We start from the raw sequence: 15,136 nt of genomic DNA, 5'->3' as shown, positions 1-15,136 counted from the left end.
TCAACCGGCCACCGGACGAGGAGCAACCAGACCCGGAACCGACGAGTAGCTAGTTTTCGAACAACACTGCCTCAAAAAGCTTGACGGATTCCGCGAGCGCCCTGATCACTCGGAAACCCGCAGGACCGCTCGCACGCAGGTCAGACCCACTTTTACCCGTACCTTGAGACCTCAGCAAGGCATCGTAGATCATCATGTCGAGGGGTCGGTTGCATCCGGTCTGGATGGGGCGTGCGAGCGGCCGAGATGCGGAGTCGCTCCGCCTGTTGGGGCGGGCGATCACCGAAGCACCGTCGCGCGCCGCGACATCCTGATCGCGCCGAACGTCGCTCCGTTCGCTCGGGCGGATGATCACTGAAGTCGGGGGACGCTGAACGGGCATCTTGCCGTCGACACTCGCAGGCCGCACCGGCCGCTCCGCCGGCAAGGAGAGGCGATCATTGAAGCGGCGGGATGCAGATCCGGTTCGCCTATGACCCGGCGTCCGGTCGCGCGTCCGCACGACCGGACGACCGGACGATCAATGAAGCTAGGTCGCGTTGGCTAGGGCGATCCGGCCCAGGTCGGTGATCGTCTTTCGTCTCTGCTGGCGTACACCGGGTAGGCTGGCCGTGAAGGACAGTGCTTGGTGGACGTGGTGGACGTCCTCGGTGGTTCACGTCATTGTGGATCATTGGTTGGGGTTCGATTCCCTGGAGTGCGCGCCTGGTCGAGGCAGGTCAGAGCCCCGCAGCCGCTTTTCGTGGCGCGGGGCTCTGGCGTTTTCGGACGTCGCCGAAGAGCGGCTCGTCTCATTGCGGGACCAGGTCGACCCAACGTGACCATGGCCTCTGGGTATGGATCTTCAGTTAGACGGCTTGCCCGGGCTCGTCGTCTGGTGGCCCGGCGCCGTTTTCGATCTTGGTGTGGGTGTCGGTGCGTAGCTGGGTGACGAGGTTGCGGGCTGGGGTGGCGCCGATGTGGAGTCGTTTGCGGAGGGTTTCGGCGGAGATGGGGCGTTGGTAGTTTTGCCAGTGGAGGACGTCTTCGGCGCGGGCTCGGTGGAGGAGGTCCTGTTCCCGGGCTCCTGGTTCCTTTCGTGGGGCTGTCTCGCCGGCCGGGGGCGCTTCCGCCTGTTTGGTCTCAGGGGTCTGTGGCGGTCCTGCCGGCTGATCGGCCGCTGTCGAGGCATATGGGTCATCCGTGGTCGGTGGTGCTGGCGGAAGTTTGTTTGCTGGGGTTGTCTGCATGGCTTGGATGAGGTCGGGTGCGACTTCGGCCCAGCCGATCATGAGTAGTGGTCCGATGGCGTCGAAGGCTGCTTTGCCGTAGTGGCCGGCGATGAGTGGTTCGGCGATGTTGAGGGCGAGGGTGACGAGGCTGGCGAAGATGAGGAGTCGCCGTGCGGACCTCTGAACCTTGGCGGGGCCGCCGTTCAGCGCCAGCTGGCGGATCCCCAACAGCAGTCCGACGACGGACAGGTCGACCGCCGGGGCCACCAGGGGTGCGATGAAGATCGGGACGCCGAGGCGGAGGCCGAGCGCGAACGAGTTCCCGAAGCCGAACAGGAACGTGAGCGCGACGACGATGCCGATCATGGCGGTGACGAGTTTCCCGGCATGCACAGATCCGGCCAGGGCCGAAGCGTCCTTGTGGGGCTGGGCGGCTGAGGTCTTCTTCCGTCGGTTCACCGGGCACCGGCCCTGAGTGGCATCGAAGCGGCGGTGCCGATCGGCCTGTGTGGGCCGGTGCCGCGGGGTGCGGTGCTCGTGATCGCAGAGGTCCTTCGKGCTGTGCCCGTGGTGGTGTAGCCGTTCTTCGTGGGGCGGGGGAGACGGCCGTTTCGATCTTGATAGCGGTGACGAYCAGCGCCGAAAGAGGTGATCGTCGGATGGGTGAGCTGACGAGGGTGTGCGCGACGTGGTGTGAACATGAACGCAGGAGGTAAGCGATATGTGATGGCGTGCTTGCTGACTGTGGTGCTGTGCGGGAGATGGGGGTAGGCCCTCCGGAGTCGCCCATGCGGGGGGAGGCTCCAAACCGCCTCGAGGTGCGTTAGCTGAAGACTGTCGTGCTGAACGTCGGGGAAAAGTCCGGATGCTATCCGGGCAGGTGGGGATCGGGAAGATGTGCGAAAGGGTGTAAGCCTGCTGCCGTTCGAAGCGTCGAAAGCACATCAGGTGACGTCAAAACCAGGGTCTCACATTGGTCCTGGGATCAGTCTGGGGGATACCCGTCTTCTGCCCAGGTGGYGTCCGGCGTAAAGGTGGCATCAGCCCGATCTGCTGCTCTCGCATGGAACATGTGAACACGTGCCGTGAAACTGCTGCTGGCTGGGGTTGGCCGGTGGTGAGAGGGAGCCCTCAAGCGGCTGAATCCGTGAGGGGCAATTACCGTCGCGCGGCACGTGGGCGGACCTTCCCGAGTAGCTGTGAAGCCTGGCTGTTCGTGGTCGGTGTGGAGCCAAGGGGAAGTGGCTGTGGTGGGACACGGATACGCACAACCGTCTTAAGGGGAGGATGCGTGTGAGTGGACCGGCGTCACGGGGCAAGTCGTTTGGAATCCCGAAGCAGCTGGTGTGGGATGCGTGGCTGAGGGTGAAGGAGAACGGTGGGGCGCCCGGGCCTGACGGGGTGACGGTCGAGCAGTTCGAGGCAGAGGTCAAGGACCGCCTGTACGTGCTGTGGAATCGCATGTCGTCGGGGTCGTACTTTCCTGGGCCGGTACGGGCGGTGGAGATCCCGAAGCGAGATGGGAAGGGAGGTGTAAGGGTCCTCGGAGTTCCCAACGTGGTGGACCGTGTGGCGCAGACGGTGCTGCGGATGAGCCTGGAGCCGCAGGTAGAGCCGGTGTTTCATCCGGACTCCTATGGCTACCGGCCTGGCCGTTCGCCCCGGCAGGCGCTGCAGGTCTGCCGGCGCCGGTGCTGGTCGCATGACTGGGTCGTGGATCTGGACGTGCGGTCGTTCTTTGACACGGTGCCCTGGGACAGGCTGATGGCGGCGGTGGCCTACCACACGGACCAGAAATGGGTCCTGATGTATGTGGAGCGCTGCCTGAAAATGCCGCTGAAGCGGCCCGACGGGACCCTGGAAGAAAGAACAACGGGGACGGTTCAAGGTGGTCCCCTGTCTCCGCTGCTCGCCAACATCTTCCTGCACTGGGGGCTCGACGCCTGGCTGGTGCGCGAGTTCCCGGACGTCGCTTTCGAACGTTTCGCGGACGATGTTGTGCTCCACTGCGCGAGCCTGGAACAGGTACTGGCCGTGCGGGACGCGGTAGTAGCAAGGCTTGCTGAGATCGGTCTTGAGGCCCATCCCGACAAGACCCGGATTGTGTACTGCAAGGACGGAAAGCGCACGGGCGACCATGACAACACGTCGTTCACGTTCCTGTCCTACACGTTCCGGGCCCGCAGGGCGTGGAACCCGACCGCGAAGAAGGCCTTCACGAGCTTCCTCCCGGGTGCCTCGCCCGAGCGGGTGACCGAGTTCAGCCGCAGAATGCATGACCTGAGACTGCACAGGCGCACGAACCAGACCCTCGAACAGCTCGCCGCCACGATCAACCCGGTGGTGGCGGGCTGGCTTGCGTATTTCACCATGTTCTACCCGTCCGTGGTGCTCACCATCGGCAGGCGCATCGATCGCCATCTCGTGCGCTGGGCCAAGGGAAAATACAAACGGCTCAGGAGAYGCGACCGCCGGGCACGCGAATGGCTGCAAGGGGTCCGGCAACGGTCCCCAGGCCTGTTCGCGCACTGGCGGCTGCGCTACTGACCACCCCGCGGGACGGCGCGGTCACCGGCAGCGTCGGCCAACCTCCGGGAATGAGCCGTCGCTGCCGGCAGCCAGGCAAGCACCGTCCGTGGCGTGCAGCAGGAGCCGGGTGAATCGAGAGGTTCACGCCCGGATCTGTGAGGGCCGGGGGCTGAAATGCCCCCGGCCACTCGACTGTGCGAGCGTCCCGGGACGACGCATCAAGACGAATGTGGCGGACGTGGTGTGGATCGCCGAGCTGGTCGATTCCGGATTGGTCGGCTCGTCGTTTGTCGCGCCTCAGCCGATCCGGGGGCTGCGCGCCCTGACCCGTTACCGGCGGGCGCGGATCGACGGGCGGACACGTGGCCTTCGGCGTGACCGAGGTCGAGCGCGCCCGCGGCCGTCGTCGGGCACGACGATGCCCACCGCATCGGGCCCGTGGTCGAGCTCGACGCGGACTCGGGTGGCGCGGGTGTGGCGCAGCACGTTGGTCAGGCTCTCCTGCGCGATGYGGTAGCCGGCCTCGGCGACACAGGCCAGGATCGCCGCGGTCGCCGGCGAGCCGACATGTCCACGACGACCCCCGGGCCCGAAACGGCCGGCTCAGCACCTCGATGCCCTCCTCGGCGAGGGGGCGGAGTTGATCTCCTCCGTGAGGGGGAAGCCGCTCGCCGTGACGGGGGTGTCGGTCCGCAGCGAGCGGACGGCCGTCCGCAGCTCGTCCATCGCCAGCGCGGGAAACCAGCTGATCTCCTGCGGCGCGTCCACCAGTCCCGGGGTCGGCGCCCTGCCGTGCGGGTGCGCGACGACCCCGGCCTGCGTATCCGGCGAGCAGGGTCCGTCAAGTGGCTTGAGCGGCATAGCTGTGGGCGGGCGGCGGGCCGGGGGCGCTCGTTCGAGCGGGTCCTGGCTGGAGGCCGTACTCCTTGACACCTAGTAATACGATGCCTAGCGTTACTAGGTATGGATCGAGAGCGACTCAAGGGGCACCTTGACCTCCTGCTTCTGGCGGTGCTTGAGGACGAGCCCGCCCATGGCTACGTGGTCATCACCCGGCTGCGGGAGCGCAGTGACGGGGGCTTCGACCTGCCCGAAGGCACCATCTACCCCGCGCTGCACCGCCTGGAGCGCGCCGGCCTGCTTGTCAGCGACTGGGTGGAGCACGCGGGTCGCCGCCGTCGCGCCTATGCCCTGACCGCCGCCGGCCATCGGGAGCTGGCGGCCGAACGGGCGAGCTGGACCCGGTTCGCGCGGGGCGTCATCGCGGTTACGGGAGCGACGGCATGAGCGCCCGCGGCGCCGGAGACGGCCCGGCGACCCGCGTCGACGACCCGGTCGAGGACTATCTCGACCAGCTGTACGCCCGGCTTCCGGCCGATGCCCGCGGGGCACGGCGGCTGCTGGCGGAGGCCGAGGACCACCTGCGGGAGGCCACCGCCGCTGGCGTGGCGGAGGGCCTGCCGGTCGTCGAGGCGCGCCGCCGCGCGGTCGACCGGCTCGGTGACCCGCGTGCCTTCACCAGGGCCGCCGCGGTGTCCTCCTGGCACCGGCCGAGCTGGGCGGCGATTCGCGACCTCACGTGGGCGGCCGCGCGGATGGCTGGGATCGGGCTGGTGGCGATCGGAGTGAGCGGCGGGGTCGCGGCCGCGATGAACGCGGCCTTCGGCCGGCACTTCGTCGGTGGCGGACCGGCCGGCGTGGCGTACCCGACCGCCGCCTGCGCGCACTTTCTGGCTGTCCATCCGGGCGCCGCGAGCTGTGCTCAGGCCGCGATGCTCGAGAACAGCCAGGACGCCGTGTCGCTGCGCCTGCTCGCGGGGCTCGTTGGCCTGCTCGTTCTGGCCGTGGGTAACGCTCCTGCCATGGTCCACCGCCGGCGCGGTGGGCGGCCCCGTCGTTCCAGCCTGCCTTCGACCCTCGTCCCCGCGGTCGGCGCCACGGCCTTCGGCGCAGCCGGCGCGGTCCTGGTTGGGCTGGCGGCGGATGACACCGTCGTCGGCGTCTCGTCGGGCGCCGGCTACTACCTCAGCGGTGGCCTTGTGGCGCTGGCCGTCGCCGCGGCCTACGCGATATCACTCAACCGGGTGCTGCCGGCCTACGGGGCCTGACCGGCGATGTGAAGGCGGGCGCGGGACGCCTCCCTTGTTCGCGAACTCGTCCGGGACGCGCGTCGGCTATCCCAACAGGCGCTGGCCCCAGTATTGGCCGGGTTGGACGCCCGGTGGGCAGGCGAACAGGCCGCTGCCGACGTGCTGGATGTATTCGTTGAGGGCGTCGGCTGTCTTACCCGCGAGTGAGTTCTGGATCGTGACGAACTGGCGTCGTGGGTCGCGTTGGTAGGCGATGAAGAACAGGCCCGCGTCGAGGCGGCCGAGGTTGTCGGTGCCGTCGGTGAAGGAGTAGCCGCGGCGCAGGAGGACGGCTCCACTGTTGTGCGAGGAGTGCGCAAGCCGGACGTGGGCGTTGGCGTCGATGAGCAGTTCGCCGTCGGGGCCCTTCGAGGAGAGATTCAGCGGGTCGAACTCGTCGCCCAGTCCGGGCGGCGCTCCGCTTCCCTTGTGGCGGCCGATGACGCGTTCCTGTTCGACGAGCGGGGTGGAGTCCCAGGGCTCGATGAGCATCCGGATCCGGCGGCTGACGAGGTAGCTGCCGCCGGTCATCCAGTCCGGCCCGTCGCCGGGCTGGGCCCAGACATGGGTGTTCATGGCGGCAACGTCCTCGGTCTTGAGGTTGGCGGTGCCGTCCTTGAATCCCATCATGTTGCGTGGGGTGGCCTGGCTCGTCGAGGTCGAGCTGGTGCGGCCGAACCCGAGCTGGGAGTAGCGCACCGACGCGGTGCCGCGGGCGATCCGGGCCAGGTTGCGGATGGCGTGCACGGCGACCTGCGGGTCGTCGGCGCACGCCTGGACGCACAGGTCACCGCCGCTGGCGGCCGGGTCGAGCGCGTCGCCGGGGAAGGCGGGCAGGTCCGCGAGCTGGGGTGGCCGGGACGCGGCGATCCCGAAGCGGTCCCGGCCGTCGGGGTCGGTGAACAGGCTGGTGCCAAATCCGACCGTGAGGGTCAGTCGCGCGGGCGGCAGGCCGAGCGCCTCGCCGGTGTCGTCGGGGGGCGCGCCTGGCGGGCCGGTGACCGCGCCGGTGCCGACGCCCTGTCCGGCGGCCATCCGGGACGCCGCCGCGGTCCAGGCGGTCAGCAGCGCGACGAGGTCCGCCCGGCCGACCGTGGGGCTCAGGTCGAAGGCGGCGAAGTGCAGCCGGTCCTGCGCCGGTGTGGCGATCCCGGCCTGGTGCGGGCCGAAGAACTCCACCGGACGGCCCGGCGTTTGCGAACCGTGCCGGTCGTCCGAGGTCGCGTCGAGCCCGGCGGCGGTGCCCCCCGCGCCGACGGCGGCGCCGAGCGCCGCGGCGCCGCCGAGCAGCCCGAACATCCGCCGTCGGCTGGGCGCCGGCGCGTCGGCACCGTTGGCCGGCTCCCGATGCTGGGTCTCCGTCATCCGGCGGTCACCACGCCGCTGATCTGGCCGGTCGGCTCGGAGATGGCGTCGACCTCGACGGCGAGCGCCCGGATCTGCTCCGGGGTGAGGGCGTCGTAGGAAACGTAGGGGCTGCCCGCGATGTAGCCCTGGTCGCCGGGCTTGGCCAGGTGGGTGTCGAGCAGGTTGACCAGGGCGGGAAACCGCTTGTCGAGCGCGGTCACCAGCTCCGGCTTCTTCTCCTGCAACGCCGGGCGCAGCGCGGCGTAGACGTATTTCGCGCCGTCGACGTTGCCGGCGAAGTCGACGAGGTCGATACGGGAGTAGCGCTCCTCCTCGCCGGTGACCTTCGACTTCGCGACCTCGTCCAGGAGCGACTTCGCACCGTTGGCCATGACCAGGGGCGTGAACTCGACAGTCTTCACCAGCGTGCTGAGCTTGCCCACGTTCGTGGTCAGCGCGGTCGTCAGCGGCCTCGCCCCGTCGAGCGTGTTCTTCTCGAACAGCAGCTGCTCCAGCGCGTGGAAGCCGACGAACGGAGTTTCCGGGGTGACGTCGTCGGCGCGCATGTCAATGAGTGGGTCAAGGTCGCCGAAGGACTCCGCGATCGGCTCGATCCGCTCGTAGTGCAGGCGCGCGGTCGGGTACGCCTCCCGGGCCTTCGCCAGGTCACCGGAGTCGATCGCCGCGACGAACGTCGCGGTGGTGTCGACCAGCGCCTTGGTCTCGGTCTCGACGTAGGTGCGGTAGGAGGTGACGGCCGCCGTCAGGTTCTCGTCGAGCGTCTGGGCCGGCGCCGCCTGGCCGGTGACCGTCAGCGCGGTGCGGATGCCGTTGCCGACCATGCCGGGCTTGCACGCCACCTCGTAGGCACCGGCCGGCAGGTCGACGATGAGGTTGCGCTTCGTCGACGGGCCGATGTTCTCGACCTCGCCCATGATCCGGTCGCCGGGCGCGTAGACGTACACCTCGGTGACCTGCGAGGTGGAACTGGTGATCTCGAAGGTGTGCCGGCCCGCCGGCAGCGTGGAGCGGCCCACCTGACAGTTCTTGTCCCCCGCGCTCACCGCGATCGGCCCTACGGTCCCGGGCCCGGCGCCGGACCGGGCGCCGGAGTTGGTGGACTTGTCGGATGAGCAGCTGGCGACCAGGGCCGCGGTCAGGACGACGGGGGATGCCAGGCGCACGATGCGGATGGCGGGCGATGTCACCGGTTGTCTCCCAGAGATCGGCTGAGTCGTCGGGGCGAGCTTCGCGTCCGGCGGAGCCGCGGCCGTACGAGATGAAGCGGGCGGCGTGACAGGTCGTGACAGGCGAGGTGCGCGATCGGGTGCCGTCAGGCGTGGCTGGCCGCGCTGCCGGCGGCCGGTCGCTCGGTCCTGTCGGCGGGCGTCGAGGCCGGCGCGGCGCTCGGTCGGCCCAACCGGGTCCGACCGCCGAGGAAGAAGATCGTCATGACGGGCACGACGTAGCCGACCCAGGCGATCGCCTGGGCGACGGTCGTCTGCGGCGAGAAGTTGAAGATGCCCTTGAGCAGGGCGCCGTACCAGGAGCCGAGGGAGATCTGGTCGCTGACGTCGAAGGCGAGGGTGTTCAGGCCGCCGATGACGCCGCCTTCCTGCAGGTCGTGCACCGCGTAGGCGAGCACCCCGGCGGCGATCACGATCAGGMCCGCGCCGGTCCAGGTGAAGAACCGCGCGAGGTTCAGCCGCACCGAACGCCGGTACAGCAGCCACGCCAGCATCACCGCGGTCGCGATGCCGAGCGAGAACCCGACGACCGGAGCGGTCGTGCTGCCGGCCGCCTGCACGGCCGACCAGAAGAACAGCGCCGTCTCCAGGCCCTCGCGCGCGACCGCGAGGAACGCGGTGAGGGCGACGGCGAGGACGCCCATCTCCAGGGCGGAGGAGAGCCGGCCGTCGAGCTCGGCCCGCATCCCGCGCGCGGTGCGGCGCATCCAGAACACCATCCAGGTGACGAACACGACCGCCAGCGCTGACATCGTCCCGCCGAAGATCTCCTGGCTGCGGAAGGACGACAGCAGCGTCGTCGACGTGTACGTGAGCAGCGCGCCGAAGGCCACGCTGACCGCGACGGCGGYGGCCACCCCGCCGGACACGACGACGAGCCGGTCGCGCCGGCCGACCTTGACCAGGTACGCGACGAGGATGCTCACGACGAGCGCGGCCTCCAGGCCCTCCCGCAGGCCGATCAGGTAGTTCGCAAACACGCGCGCCCCGCCCTCCCCCTCGGAAACTATCGGTCAATAGTTGTGAAGGTTAGGCATACCTAACATCTGTGGGAAACGCAAGCCCGCTGGTGCCGATGTCACAATGGCCGCGAGGTGCGACGCGGCGGGCTCAGGCGTGGCCGAGGCGATCGGGCGGGGAGGCGACGTGATGGCTGGCCGAGCGCATCCCCGGCCCAGCGGAGGCCTGGAGAACGAGGTCGTCGCCTGCCTCGCGGCGGCGGGCGAGCCGTTGACCGCCACGCAGGTCCAGGCCGAGCTCGGCGGCGACCTCGCCTACACCACCGTCCTGACCACCCTGACCCGGCTGTATGCCAAACAGGCGCTGACCCGCACTCCCCGCGGCCGCGCCTACGCCTACCAGCTCGTCGGCGACCAGACCGAGGCGCAGGCCGGCCTGACCGCTCGGCAGATGCGCAAGCTCCTCGATGCCGGCGTCGACCGCGCCAGCGTGCTGTCCCGGTTCGTCGACGACCTCGACGAGGACTCGGCGCTGATCCTGCGCGACCTGCTCGGCCGCCACCCGGAAGGGGAACGGGCGCACCCGGATCCGCAGGCCCAACGCCGGCTTCGCGGCCCCGGATGACCGTCCTCGCGCCGCTGCTCGTGCTGGCGATGGCACCCGTCGCGGCCGGCCTGATCGGCGGCCGGGTCGCGACCCGCGCCGCGCGGCGCCTCCCGCCGGCGGCGGCGACCGTKGCGCTGACCGGCTTCGCGTTGACCGTGTCGTTCGCCACCCTGGCCCTGCTGTGCCTCACCGCCTTCCTGGGCGTGGTGGAGCGGTTCCCCGCCACGCATCCGAGCGACTGGTCGACGCCGACGCTGCGGGAACGGCTGCCCGTTCCGATCCCGGTCGGCCTGGCCGCGGGGGGCGTGGCCGCCGCCCTGCTGGGCCGGGCGGCCCGGCACCTGGGCCGAGCGGTGGCGACCGCCCGGCGCACGGCGGCCGTCGTCGCGACGTGGCCATCGGTGGGCGAGCTGACGATCGTCGACGACAACGCCGCGCATGCCTATTCCGTGCCGGGCCGCAACCGCCGCGTCGTCGTCTCGACCGGGTTGCTGCGCTCGCTGACCGGCCCGCAACGCCGGGCGCTGCTCGCGCACGAGCAGGCCCACCTGCGCCACCACCATCACCGCTACGCGCAGCTCGCCCGCCTCGCCGCCGCGGCCCACCCGACGCTGTCGCCGGTGGCCCGGGCGGTCGACCGGGCCATCGAGCGCTGGGCCGACGCCGTCGCGGTCCGCGCGGTCGGCGACCCGGTCACGGTCGCGCACGCCCTGGGCGTCGCCGCACTCGCCGCCCCGCCGCCGGCTGGTGGTCTCGGAGCGGCGCACCACGACGTCGTCGACCGGGTCCGCGACCTGCTCGAACCGCCGCGCCGCCGATCCCGCGCGGCCGTGCCCTTGGCGCTGGCGGCGCTGCTGTGCTGGGCCAGCGTCATCGCCCTCGCGCTCTATACCTTCAGCGTCGTCGAGCTGTCCGAATCCACCCTTGGCTGAGCCGGGCCGAACCCGCGCGGCGAGTCCGGGCGCACCGTTACCGAGGGGACCACGTCCGTGATGGCGGATGTGCGGCTGGTCGTCGGTCTTGGCTGCCTGCTCGCCGTCACGGTCGGGTGCCTGCGGTGGGCGCGGGTCGGTCGGGCGCGCTCAGCGGTGGTCGCGGTCGTGCGGGCGGTCGTGCAGCTCACGCTCGTCAGCCTCGCCCTGCGCGGGGTGTTCGCGGCCCCGCCCGTCGCGGCGGCGGCGCTCGCGGTGATGCTGGGCGCCGCCGTGATCACGGCCGCGCGTCGACTCACGGCCTTCCGCCGGCCCGTCCTGGCCGTGGCCGGCTCCTGCGTGGCCGGCGCGGCGGTGACGCTGGGCATCGTGTTCGCGATACCGGTGCTGGAACCGTCGACCCGGCACCTGATAGCCCTGTCCGGCAGCGTCTTCGGCGGCACCATGACGGCCTGCACCCTGGTCGGCCGCCGGCTGGCGGACAGCCTCGTCCAGCGCCGCGACGAGATCGAGGGCTGGCTCGCGCTGGGCGCCACCCCCCGCCAGGCCTGCGCCCCGATCGCCCGGCACGCCGTCGGCGAGGCACTGGTGCCCGCGCTGGACCAGACTCGCACCACGGGCCTGGTCACCCTGCCCGGCGCGTTCGTCGGAGCCCTGCTCGGCGGCGCGAGCCCGGGCGACGCGGCCCGGTTCCAGATCGTCATCCTGGCCGGCCTGCTCGCCGCCGAGACCGTCGCCGCCGTGGCCCTCGCCTACCTGCTCGGCGCTCCCCGCCAACTCCCCGCGGGCCCGCACGAGACCGGACGGCCCGGCGGGTCCTAGCCGACGCCGCCCGTCATGGCCACCGGTCCCGGCCGACGCGTCAGGCGATCCACTCAGACGGCGGTGACCGCCGCCGGGTCCGCCGCCGCGGCGGTTACCCGGCGGCGCTCGCGCGCGTGGGCGTAGCCGACGAGGCCGAACAGGAGAGCGAGCAGGACCGCGGACGACCCAAGCGTGCCGAGGGCGAGCCCGCCCTTGGCCGCGGGTTTCGTCAGCAGGTCGCCGACGGTGGCGCCGAGCGGGCGGGTGAGCACGAACGCGAGCCAGAACAGCAGCACGTTCGACACCGCCGGGACATACCTGAGCGTCAGCAGAACGCCGAGCAGACTCAGGATGAGCGTCGCGCTGCCCGCATAGCCGAGACCGGAGCTGTCCGACAGGTAGTCGCCCATCGAGGTTCCCAGTGTGTTCGACACGAGAATTGCCGACCAGAACAGGCTCTCGCCGCGGCGGGAGTCGATGTCGCGGATGGCGAAGGTCAGCCCCGTGAGCCGCCACACGATGAACACGGCGATCAGCAGGGAGAGGAGGATGGCCGCGCCGGCCGGGTAGCCGAGACCGAGGCCCTGCGGCCCCCAGCCCAGCGATTCGGTGCCCTCGGCGAGGTATTTGGAGCTGGCATCGCGGTTCATGAAGTCCGAGATGGTCGTACCGGCCGTGCTAGTCGAGAGAATGACCGTCCAGTAGAAGAACGGGTTGTACGCCCTGGATCTGAGCTGGACGGCGAGCGTGCCGACGAAGACGAGCACGAGCAGCACCGTCGTGACGAAGTAGCCGAGGCGCAGCGTCTGCGCCAGCAGGTCGCCGGCGGTCTCGCCCAGTGTCGTCGCGGCGATCTTCATCACCCAGAACGCCACCGTAATCTCCGGCAGCCTTTTGACTACATACTTTCCAGCGACGGTGAAGTCGTGAACTACGTCCACTTTCGTCACGGCGCCTCCCCGGTGATGACACGAATGGCGTTTGCCATCGTGAAGGCGAACCGTAGGCGCGCCAATGTGTGAGCAGCATGTGAAGAAATGAATTCAGGGATTCGCTGTGTTGAATTCTGGCGTATTCCGTGAATAGTCGCAGTCAGCGCGGATCGTCGGACTGGTCGCGTCCGATCCGCGCGAGCAGGGCGGCCAGCCAGGGCAGGCCGACGGCGGCTAGCACAGTGGCCAGCAGCCATCCGGCGAGGACGTCCGTCGGCCAGTGCACCCCGAGGCAGACCCGGCTCGCCCCGACGGCGGCGGCCCACAGGCCGGYGACGGCCGCCGCGGCGGTGCGGGCGGCGTTCCGTCGTGCCCGGCGGTGGATCACGGCCGCCAGACCGGCGGCGACCAGGGCCGACGTGGTCGTGTGCCCGGAGGGGAAGGCGAAGCCCGACGCGTGGGAGATCCAGTCGACCGTCGGTGGCCGTGCCCTGCCGACCGTGAGCGCGAGGCCGGCCCGGATCAGCTGGCCCACGGCCAGCGCTGCGGCCCCGACGGCCCCGCCCAGCCACCACCGGGTCCGCCGCGCCACCGCGACGGCCCCGCCGACGGCGGCGAGGCTGTACGCGAAGACGCCGGTGCCCGTGTAGGACACCGCGACGGCGGCATCGGACAGCGCGGAACCCCGGTGGTCGACGAACCATCGGTGCAGGCCCACGTCGAGAGCGGTCGGCCTCCCGCCGTGCAGGACGATTGCGACCGCCAGCGCGACCAGCGCGAGCCCCGACCCGACGGCGAGAAGCAGGCGGGGGCGCCCGAGCCTCGTCCACCGCGCGGCGGGCGGGCCCTGCGGCCCGGCCGRCTCGGCGCGCATCGGCAGCTCCTCTGACGTCAACGGACTCGCAGGACGGGAGCTCCGGGCGCCGCGACATGCCGCCTCTGCGACGTGACGCCCCCGCGTGCATGACGCCGCCGCGACGTGATGTCGTCTGGAAGTCTGCGCGGACCGGTATGTGAGGAACGTGTGCGCCGCCCGCCGCCCGCCGCGCGGCCCGCGCTCGGCGGGCGGCGCCGGGCCGGCACATCGGCCTCACATCAGGCCGGGGACATGCTGTCGGGGCTCGGCTGGCGGACGCCGGGGCGTCGACGGGGGAGTGCGGTGGCGTCGAGCGGACAGCACCCATGGTGACCCGCCGTGGTCTACTGGCCGGCACGGCGGCCGCGGCGCTGACGGCCTGCTCCGCCCCGGCGGCGGATCCCGCCTCACCAGCGGCCGGCTCGGCGCCGGCCACCCGGGGGGCGCCAGCTGGGTCCGCGACGGCCACGCCGCCGGCCGCGGTCCCGACCGGGTCGCCGTCGTCGCCGGGCGGCCCGGCGGAGGCGGTGTCGCACGGACCGCGAGACCGGCCCCAGGTGGCGCTCACCTTCCATCTCGGCCCGCATCAGGCGGGTCAGGACCTCGCCCTCGCGCACCAACTCCTCGCCGACGCCGCCCGGCTGTCCGCGCCGATCACGGTCTTCGCGGTCGGCGCGTGGCTGGAGCGGCACGAGGACCTCGCCGGGCCCATCGTCGCCGGCGGCAACGAGCTGGCGAACCACACCTACACGCATCCGACGCTGGCCGTCCTGCCGGCGGACCGGGTCGCGGCGGAGATCGTCGGCTGCCGCGAGGTCCTGGCGCGCATCGCGCCCGCGCAGGGCCGCTACTTCCGGCCGTCCGGCGGCGACGCCACGTCGCTGATCCTCGCCGAGGCAGGCGCCGCCGGGTACCGCACCGTGGTCGGTTTCGACGTCGACCCGCTCGACTACACGTCGCCCGGCGCGGATGCCGTCGTCGCCCGGGTGCGGGCCGGCACGCTGCCCGGCTCGGTCGTGAGCATGCACTTCGGGTACCCGGGCACCGTCGGCGCGTTTCCCCGGATCATCGCGAACCTGCGCGCGGCCGGCCTCACGCCGGTCCGGCTGCGCGACCTCCTCACCTGATCAGCGCCCGGGCCGGCCCGCGCGCTTCCGGTCAGAGCTCCCGTAGCAGTGTGAGGGCCCCTCGCCAGCCAGGTGGCTGGCCGCGGCGGCGACGCCGACGAGGGCGGCCGTGGCCAGGCCGGCGGCGGCACCGAGCGACCCAGCAGCTTGAGGCGCTGCGCGGGCCGCGGACGGCCTCGGGGCCGGCGACTTCAGCGTTCGCGCCGCGAGCAGCGACATTGTGGAGATCGACTCCTTCGCGCTCGCCGAGGGTGCCCGTCTTACCGTGACCCACCGCCTGYCGCCGACCTTCACGCTCTTCATAGCGGCGGAAGACGCCGAGTCGTCCCGCGCCGTGAGGATCACGATCACGCAGCCGGCCAGGCGGGCTCGGATGTCCCGGCAGACCTCGATGCCGTCCCTGTCCGGCAGCCGCAGATCAAGCAGGACGAGATCGAACGCGGCCTGCCGGGTGGC

The 15,136-nt window shown here is 71.1% G+C and carries 15 protein-coding genes; 7 read left to right on the top strand and 8 right to left on the bottom strand.

What is annotated here, in order from left to right; genetic code table 11:
• Positions 1-848: 848 nt before the first annotated feature.
• Positions 849-1,670 carry a hypothetical protein gene (locus tag BL253_RS37890; RefSeq protein WP_076822908.1) on the bottom strand — a complete coding sequence of 274 codons (822 nt, stop codon included), beginning with the start codon at positions 1,668-1,670 and terminating at the stop codon, positions 849-851.
• A gap of 828 nt (positions 1,671-2,498) precedes the next feature.
• On the opposite strand from BL253_RS37890, the gene ltrA reads away from it, so the two are divergent.
• Positions 2,499-3,758 carry a group II intron reverse transcriptase/maturase gene (gene ltrA, locus BL253_RS37885; RefSeq protein ID WP_076822907.1) on the top strand — a complete coding sequence of 420 codons (1,260 nt, stop codon included), beginning with the start codon at positions 2,499-2,501 and terminating at the stop codon, positions 3,756-3,758.
• A gap of 585 nt (positions 3,759-4,343) precedes the next feature.
• Here the strand turns inward: ltrA and BL253_RS37880 are convergent.
• Positions 4,344-4,673: a hypothetical protein gene (locus BL253_RS37880; protein ID WP_131831695.1), complete on the bottom strand. Its 330-nt coding sequence runs from the start codon at positions 4,671-4,673 to the stop codon at positions 4,344-4,346.
• 30 nt (positions 4,674-4,703) lie between these two features.
• Between BL253_RS37880 and BL253_RS37875 the strand changes: the two genes are divergently transcribed.
• Both BL253_RS37875 and BL253_RS37870 read left to right on the top strand, forming a co-directional pair.
• Positions 4,704-5,027 (top strand): PadR family transcriptional regulator, encoded by a 324-nt coding sequence (locus BL253_RS37875; RefSeq protein ID WP_076822905.1) that lies wholly within the window; start codon positions 4,704-4,706, stop codon positions 5,025-5,027.
• A complete protein-coding gene (locus BL253_RS37870) occupies positions 5,024-5,848 on the top strand; it encodes a permease prefix domain 1-containing protein (protein ID WP_076822903.1) in 825 nt (274 codons plus the stop codon). The genes BL253_RS37875 and BL253_RS37870 overlap by 4 nt, the downstream gene beginning before the upstream one ends.
• Before the next feature lie 66 nt (positions 5,849-5,914).
• On the opposite strand, the gene efeB is transcribed toward BL253_RS37870, so the two are convergent.
• The 3 genes from efeB to efeU all read right to left on the bottom strand — a co-directional run bounded on the left by efeB (position 5,915) and on the right by efeU (position 9,443).
• On the bottom strand, positions 5,915-7,234 hold the full coding sequence (gene efeB / locus BL253_RS37865; RefSeq protein ID WP_076822901.1) for an iron uptake transporter deferrochelatase/peroxidase subunit: 1,320 nt from the start codon (positions 7,232-7,234) through the stop codon (positions 5,915-5,917).
• Positions 7,231-8,424 (bottom strand): iron uptake system protein EfeO, encoded by a 1,194-nt coding sequence (gene efeO, locus BL253_RS37860; RefSeq protein ID WP_076822899.1) that lies wholly within the window; start codon positions 8,422-8,424, stop codon positions 7,231-7,233. Before efeO ends, efeB begins: the two co-directional genes overlap by 4 nt.
• Positions 8,425-8,549: 125 nt before the next feature.
• Positions 8,550-9,443, bottom strand: coding sequence for an iron uptake transporter permease EfeU (efeU, locus tag BL253_RS37855; protein WP_076822897.1), 894 nt, complete (start codon positions 9,441-9,443; stop codon positions 8,550-8,552).
• A gap of 169 nt (positions 9,444-9,612) precedes the next feature.
• Here efeU and BL253_RS37850 point away from each other — a divergent pair, with 169 nt between their 5' ends.
• From BL253_RS37850 to BL253_RS37840, 3 genes are read left to right on the top strand one after another with little or no spacing between them, the layout of a single operon-like run.
• The gene (locus BL253_RS37850; RefSeq protein ID WP_076822909.1) at positions 9,613-10,047 is read left to right on the top strand and encodes a BlaI/MecI/CopY family transcriptional regulator; all 435 of its coding nucleotides are present in this window, start codon (positions 9,613-9,615) and stop codon (positions 10,045-10,047) included.
• The gene (locus BL253_RS37845; protein ID WP_076822895.1) at positions 10,044-10,961 is read left to right on the top strand and encodes a M56 family metallopeptidase; all 918 of its coding nucleotides are present in this window, start codon (positions 10,044-10,046) and stop codon (positions 10,959-10,961) included. Before BL253_RS37850 ends, BL253_RS37845 begins: the two co-directional genes overlap by 4 nt.
• Positions 10,962-11,021: 60 nt before the next feature.
• Positions 11,022-11,783 carry an ABC transporter permease gene (locus BL253_RS37840; RefSeq protein WP_076822893.1) on the top strand — a complete coding sequence of 254 codons (762 nt, stop codon included), beginning with the start codon at positions 11,022-11,024 and terminating at the stop codon, positions 11,781-11,783.
• A gap of 53 nt (positions 11,784-11,836) precedes the next feature.
• Here BL253_RS37840 and BL253_RS37835 read toward each other — a convergent pair whose 3' ends face one another.
• Positions 11,837-12,640, bottom strand: coding sequence for a COG4705 family protein (locus tag BL253_RS37835; RefSeq protein ID WP_241835509.1), 804 nt, complete (start codon positions 12,638-12,640; stop codon positions 11,837-11,839).
• Positions 12,641-12,857: 217 nt separating this feature from the next.
• Positions 12,858-13,571: a phosphatase PAP2 family protein gene (locus BL253_RS37830; RefSeq protein WP_076822889.1), complete on the bottom strand. Its 714-nt coding sequence runs from the start codon at positions 13,569-13,571 to the stop codon at positions 12,858-12,860.
• A gap of 308 nt (positions 13,572-13,879) precedes the next feature.
• On the opposite strand from BL253_RS37830, the gene BL253_RS37825 reads away from it, so the two are divergent.
• Positions 13,880-14,680, top strand: a complete 801-nt coding sequence (locus tag BL253_RS37825; protein ID WP_076822887.1) for a polysaccharide deacetylase family protein — start codon at positions 13,880-13,882, stop codon at positions 14,678-14,680.
• On the opposite strand, the gene BL253_RS45715 is transcribed toward BL253_RS37825, so the two are convergent.
• Positions 14,681-15,136, bottom strand: a 456-nt coding sequence (locus BL253_RS45715) for a response regulator (RefSeq protein WP_131831694.1), incomplete at its 5' end; no start/stop codon positions are given.

The sequence above is a fragment of the Pseudofrankia asymbiotica genome (genome assembly GCF_001983105.1).
Lineage (GTDB): Bacteria > Actinomycetota > Actinomycetes > Frankiales > Frankiaceae > Pseudofrankia > Pseudofrankia asymbiotica.
Note: the sequence above shows the minus strand (reverse complement) of the source record. Positions and strands in the feature narration are given on the sequence as shown.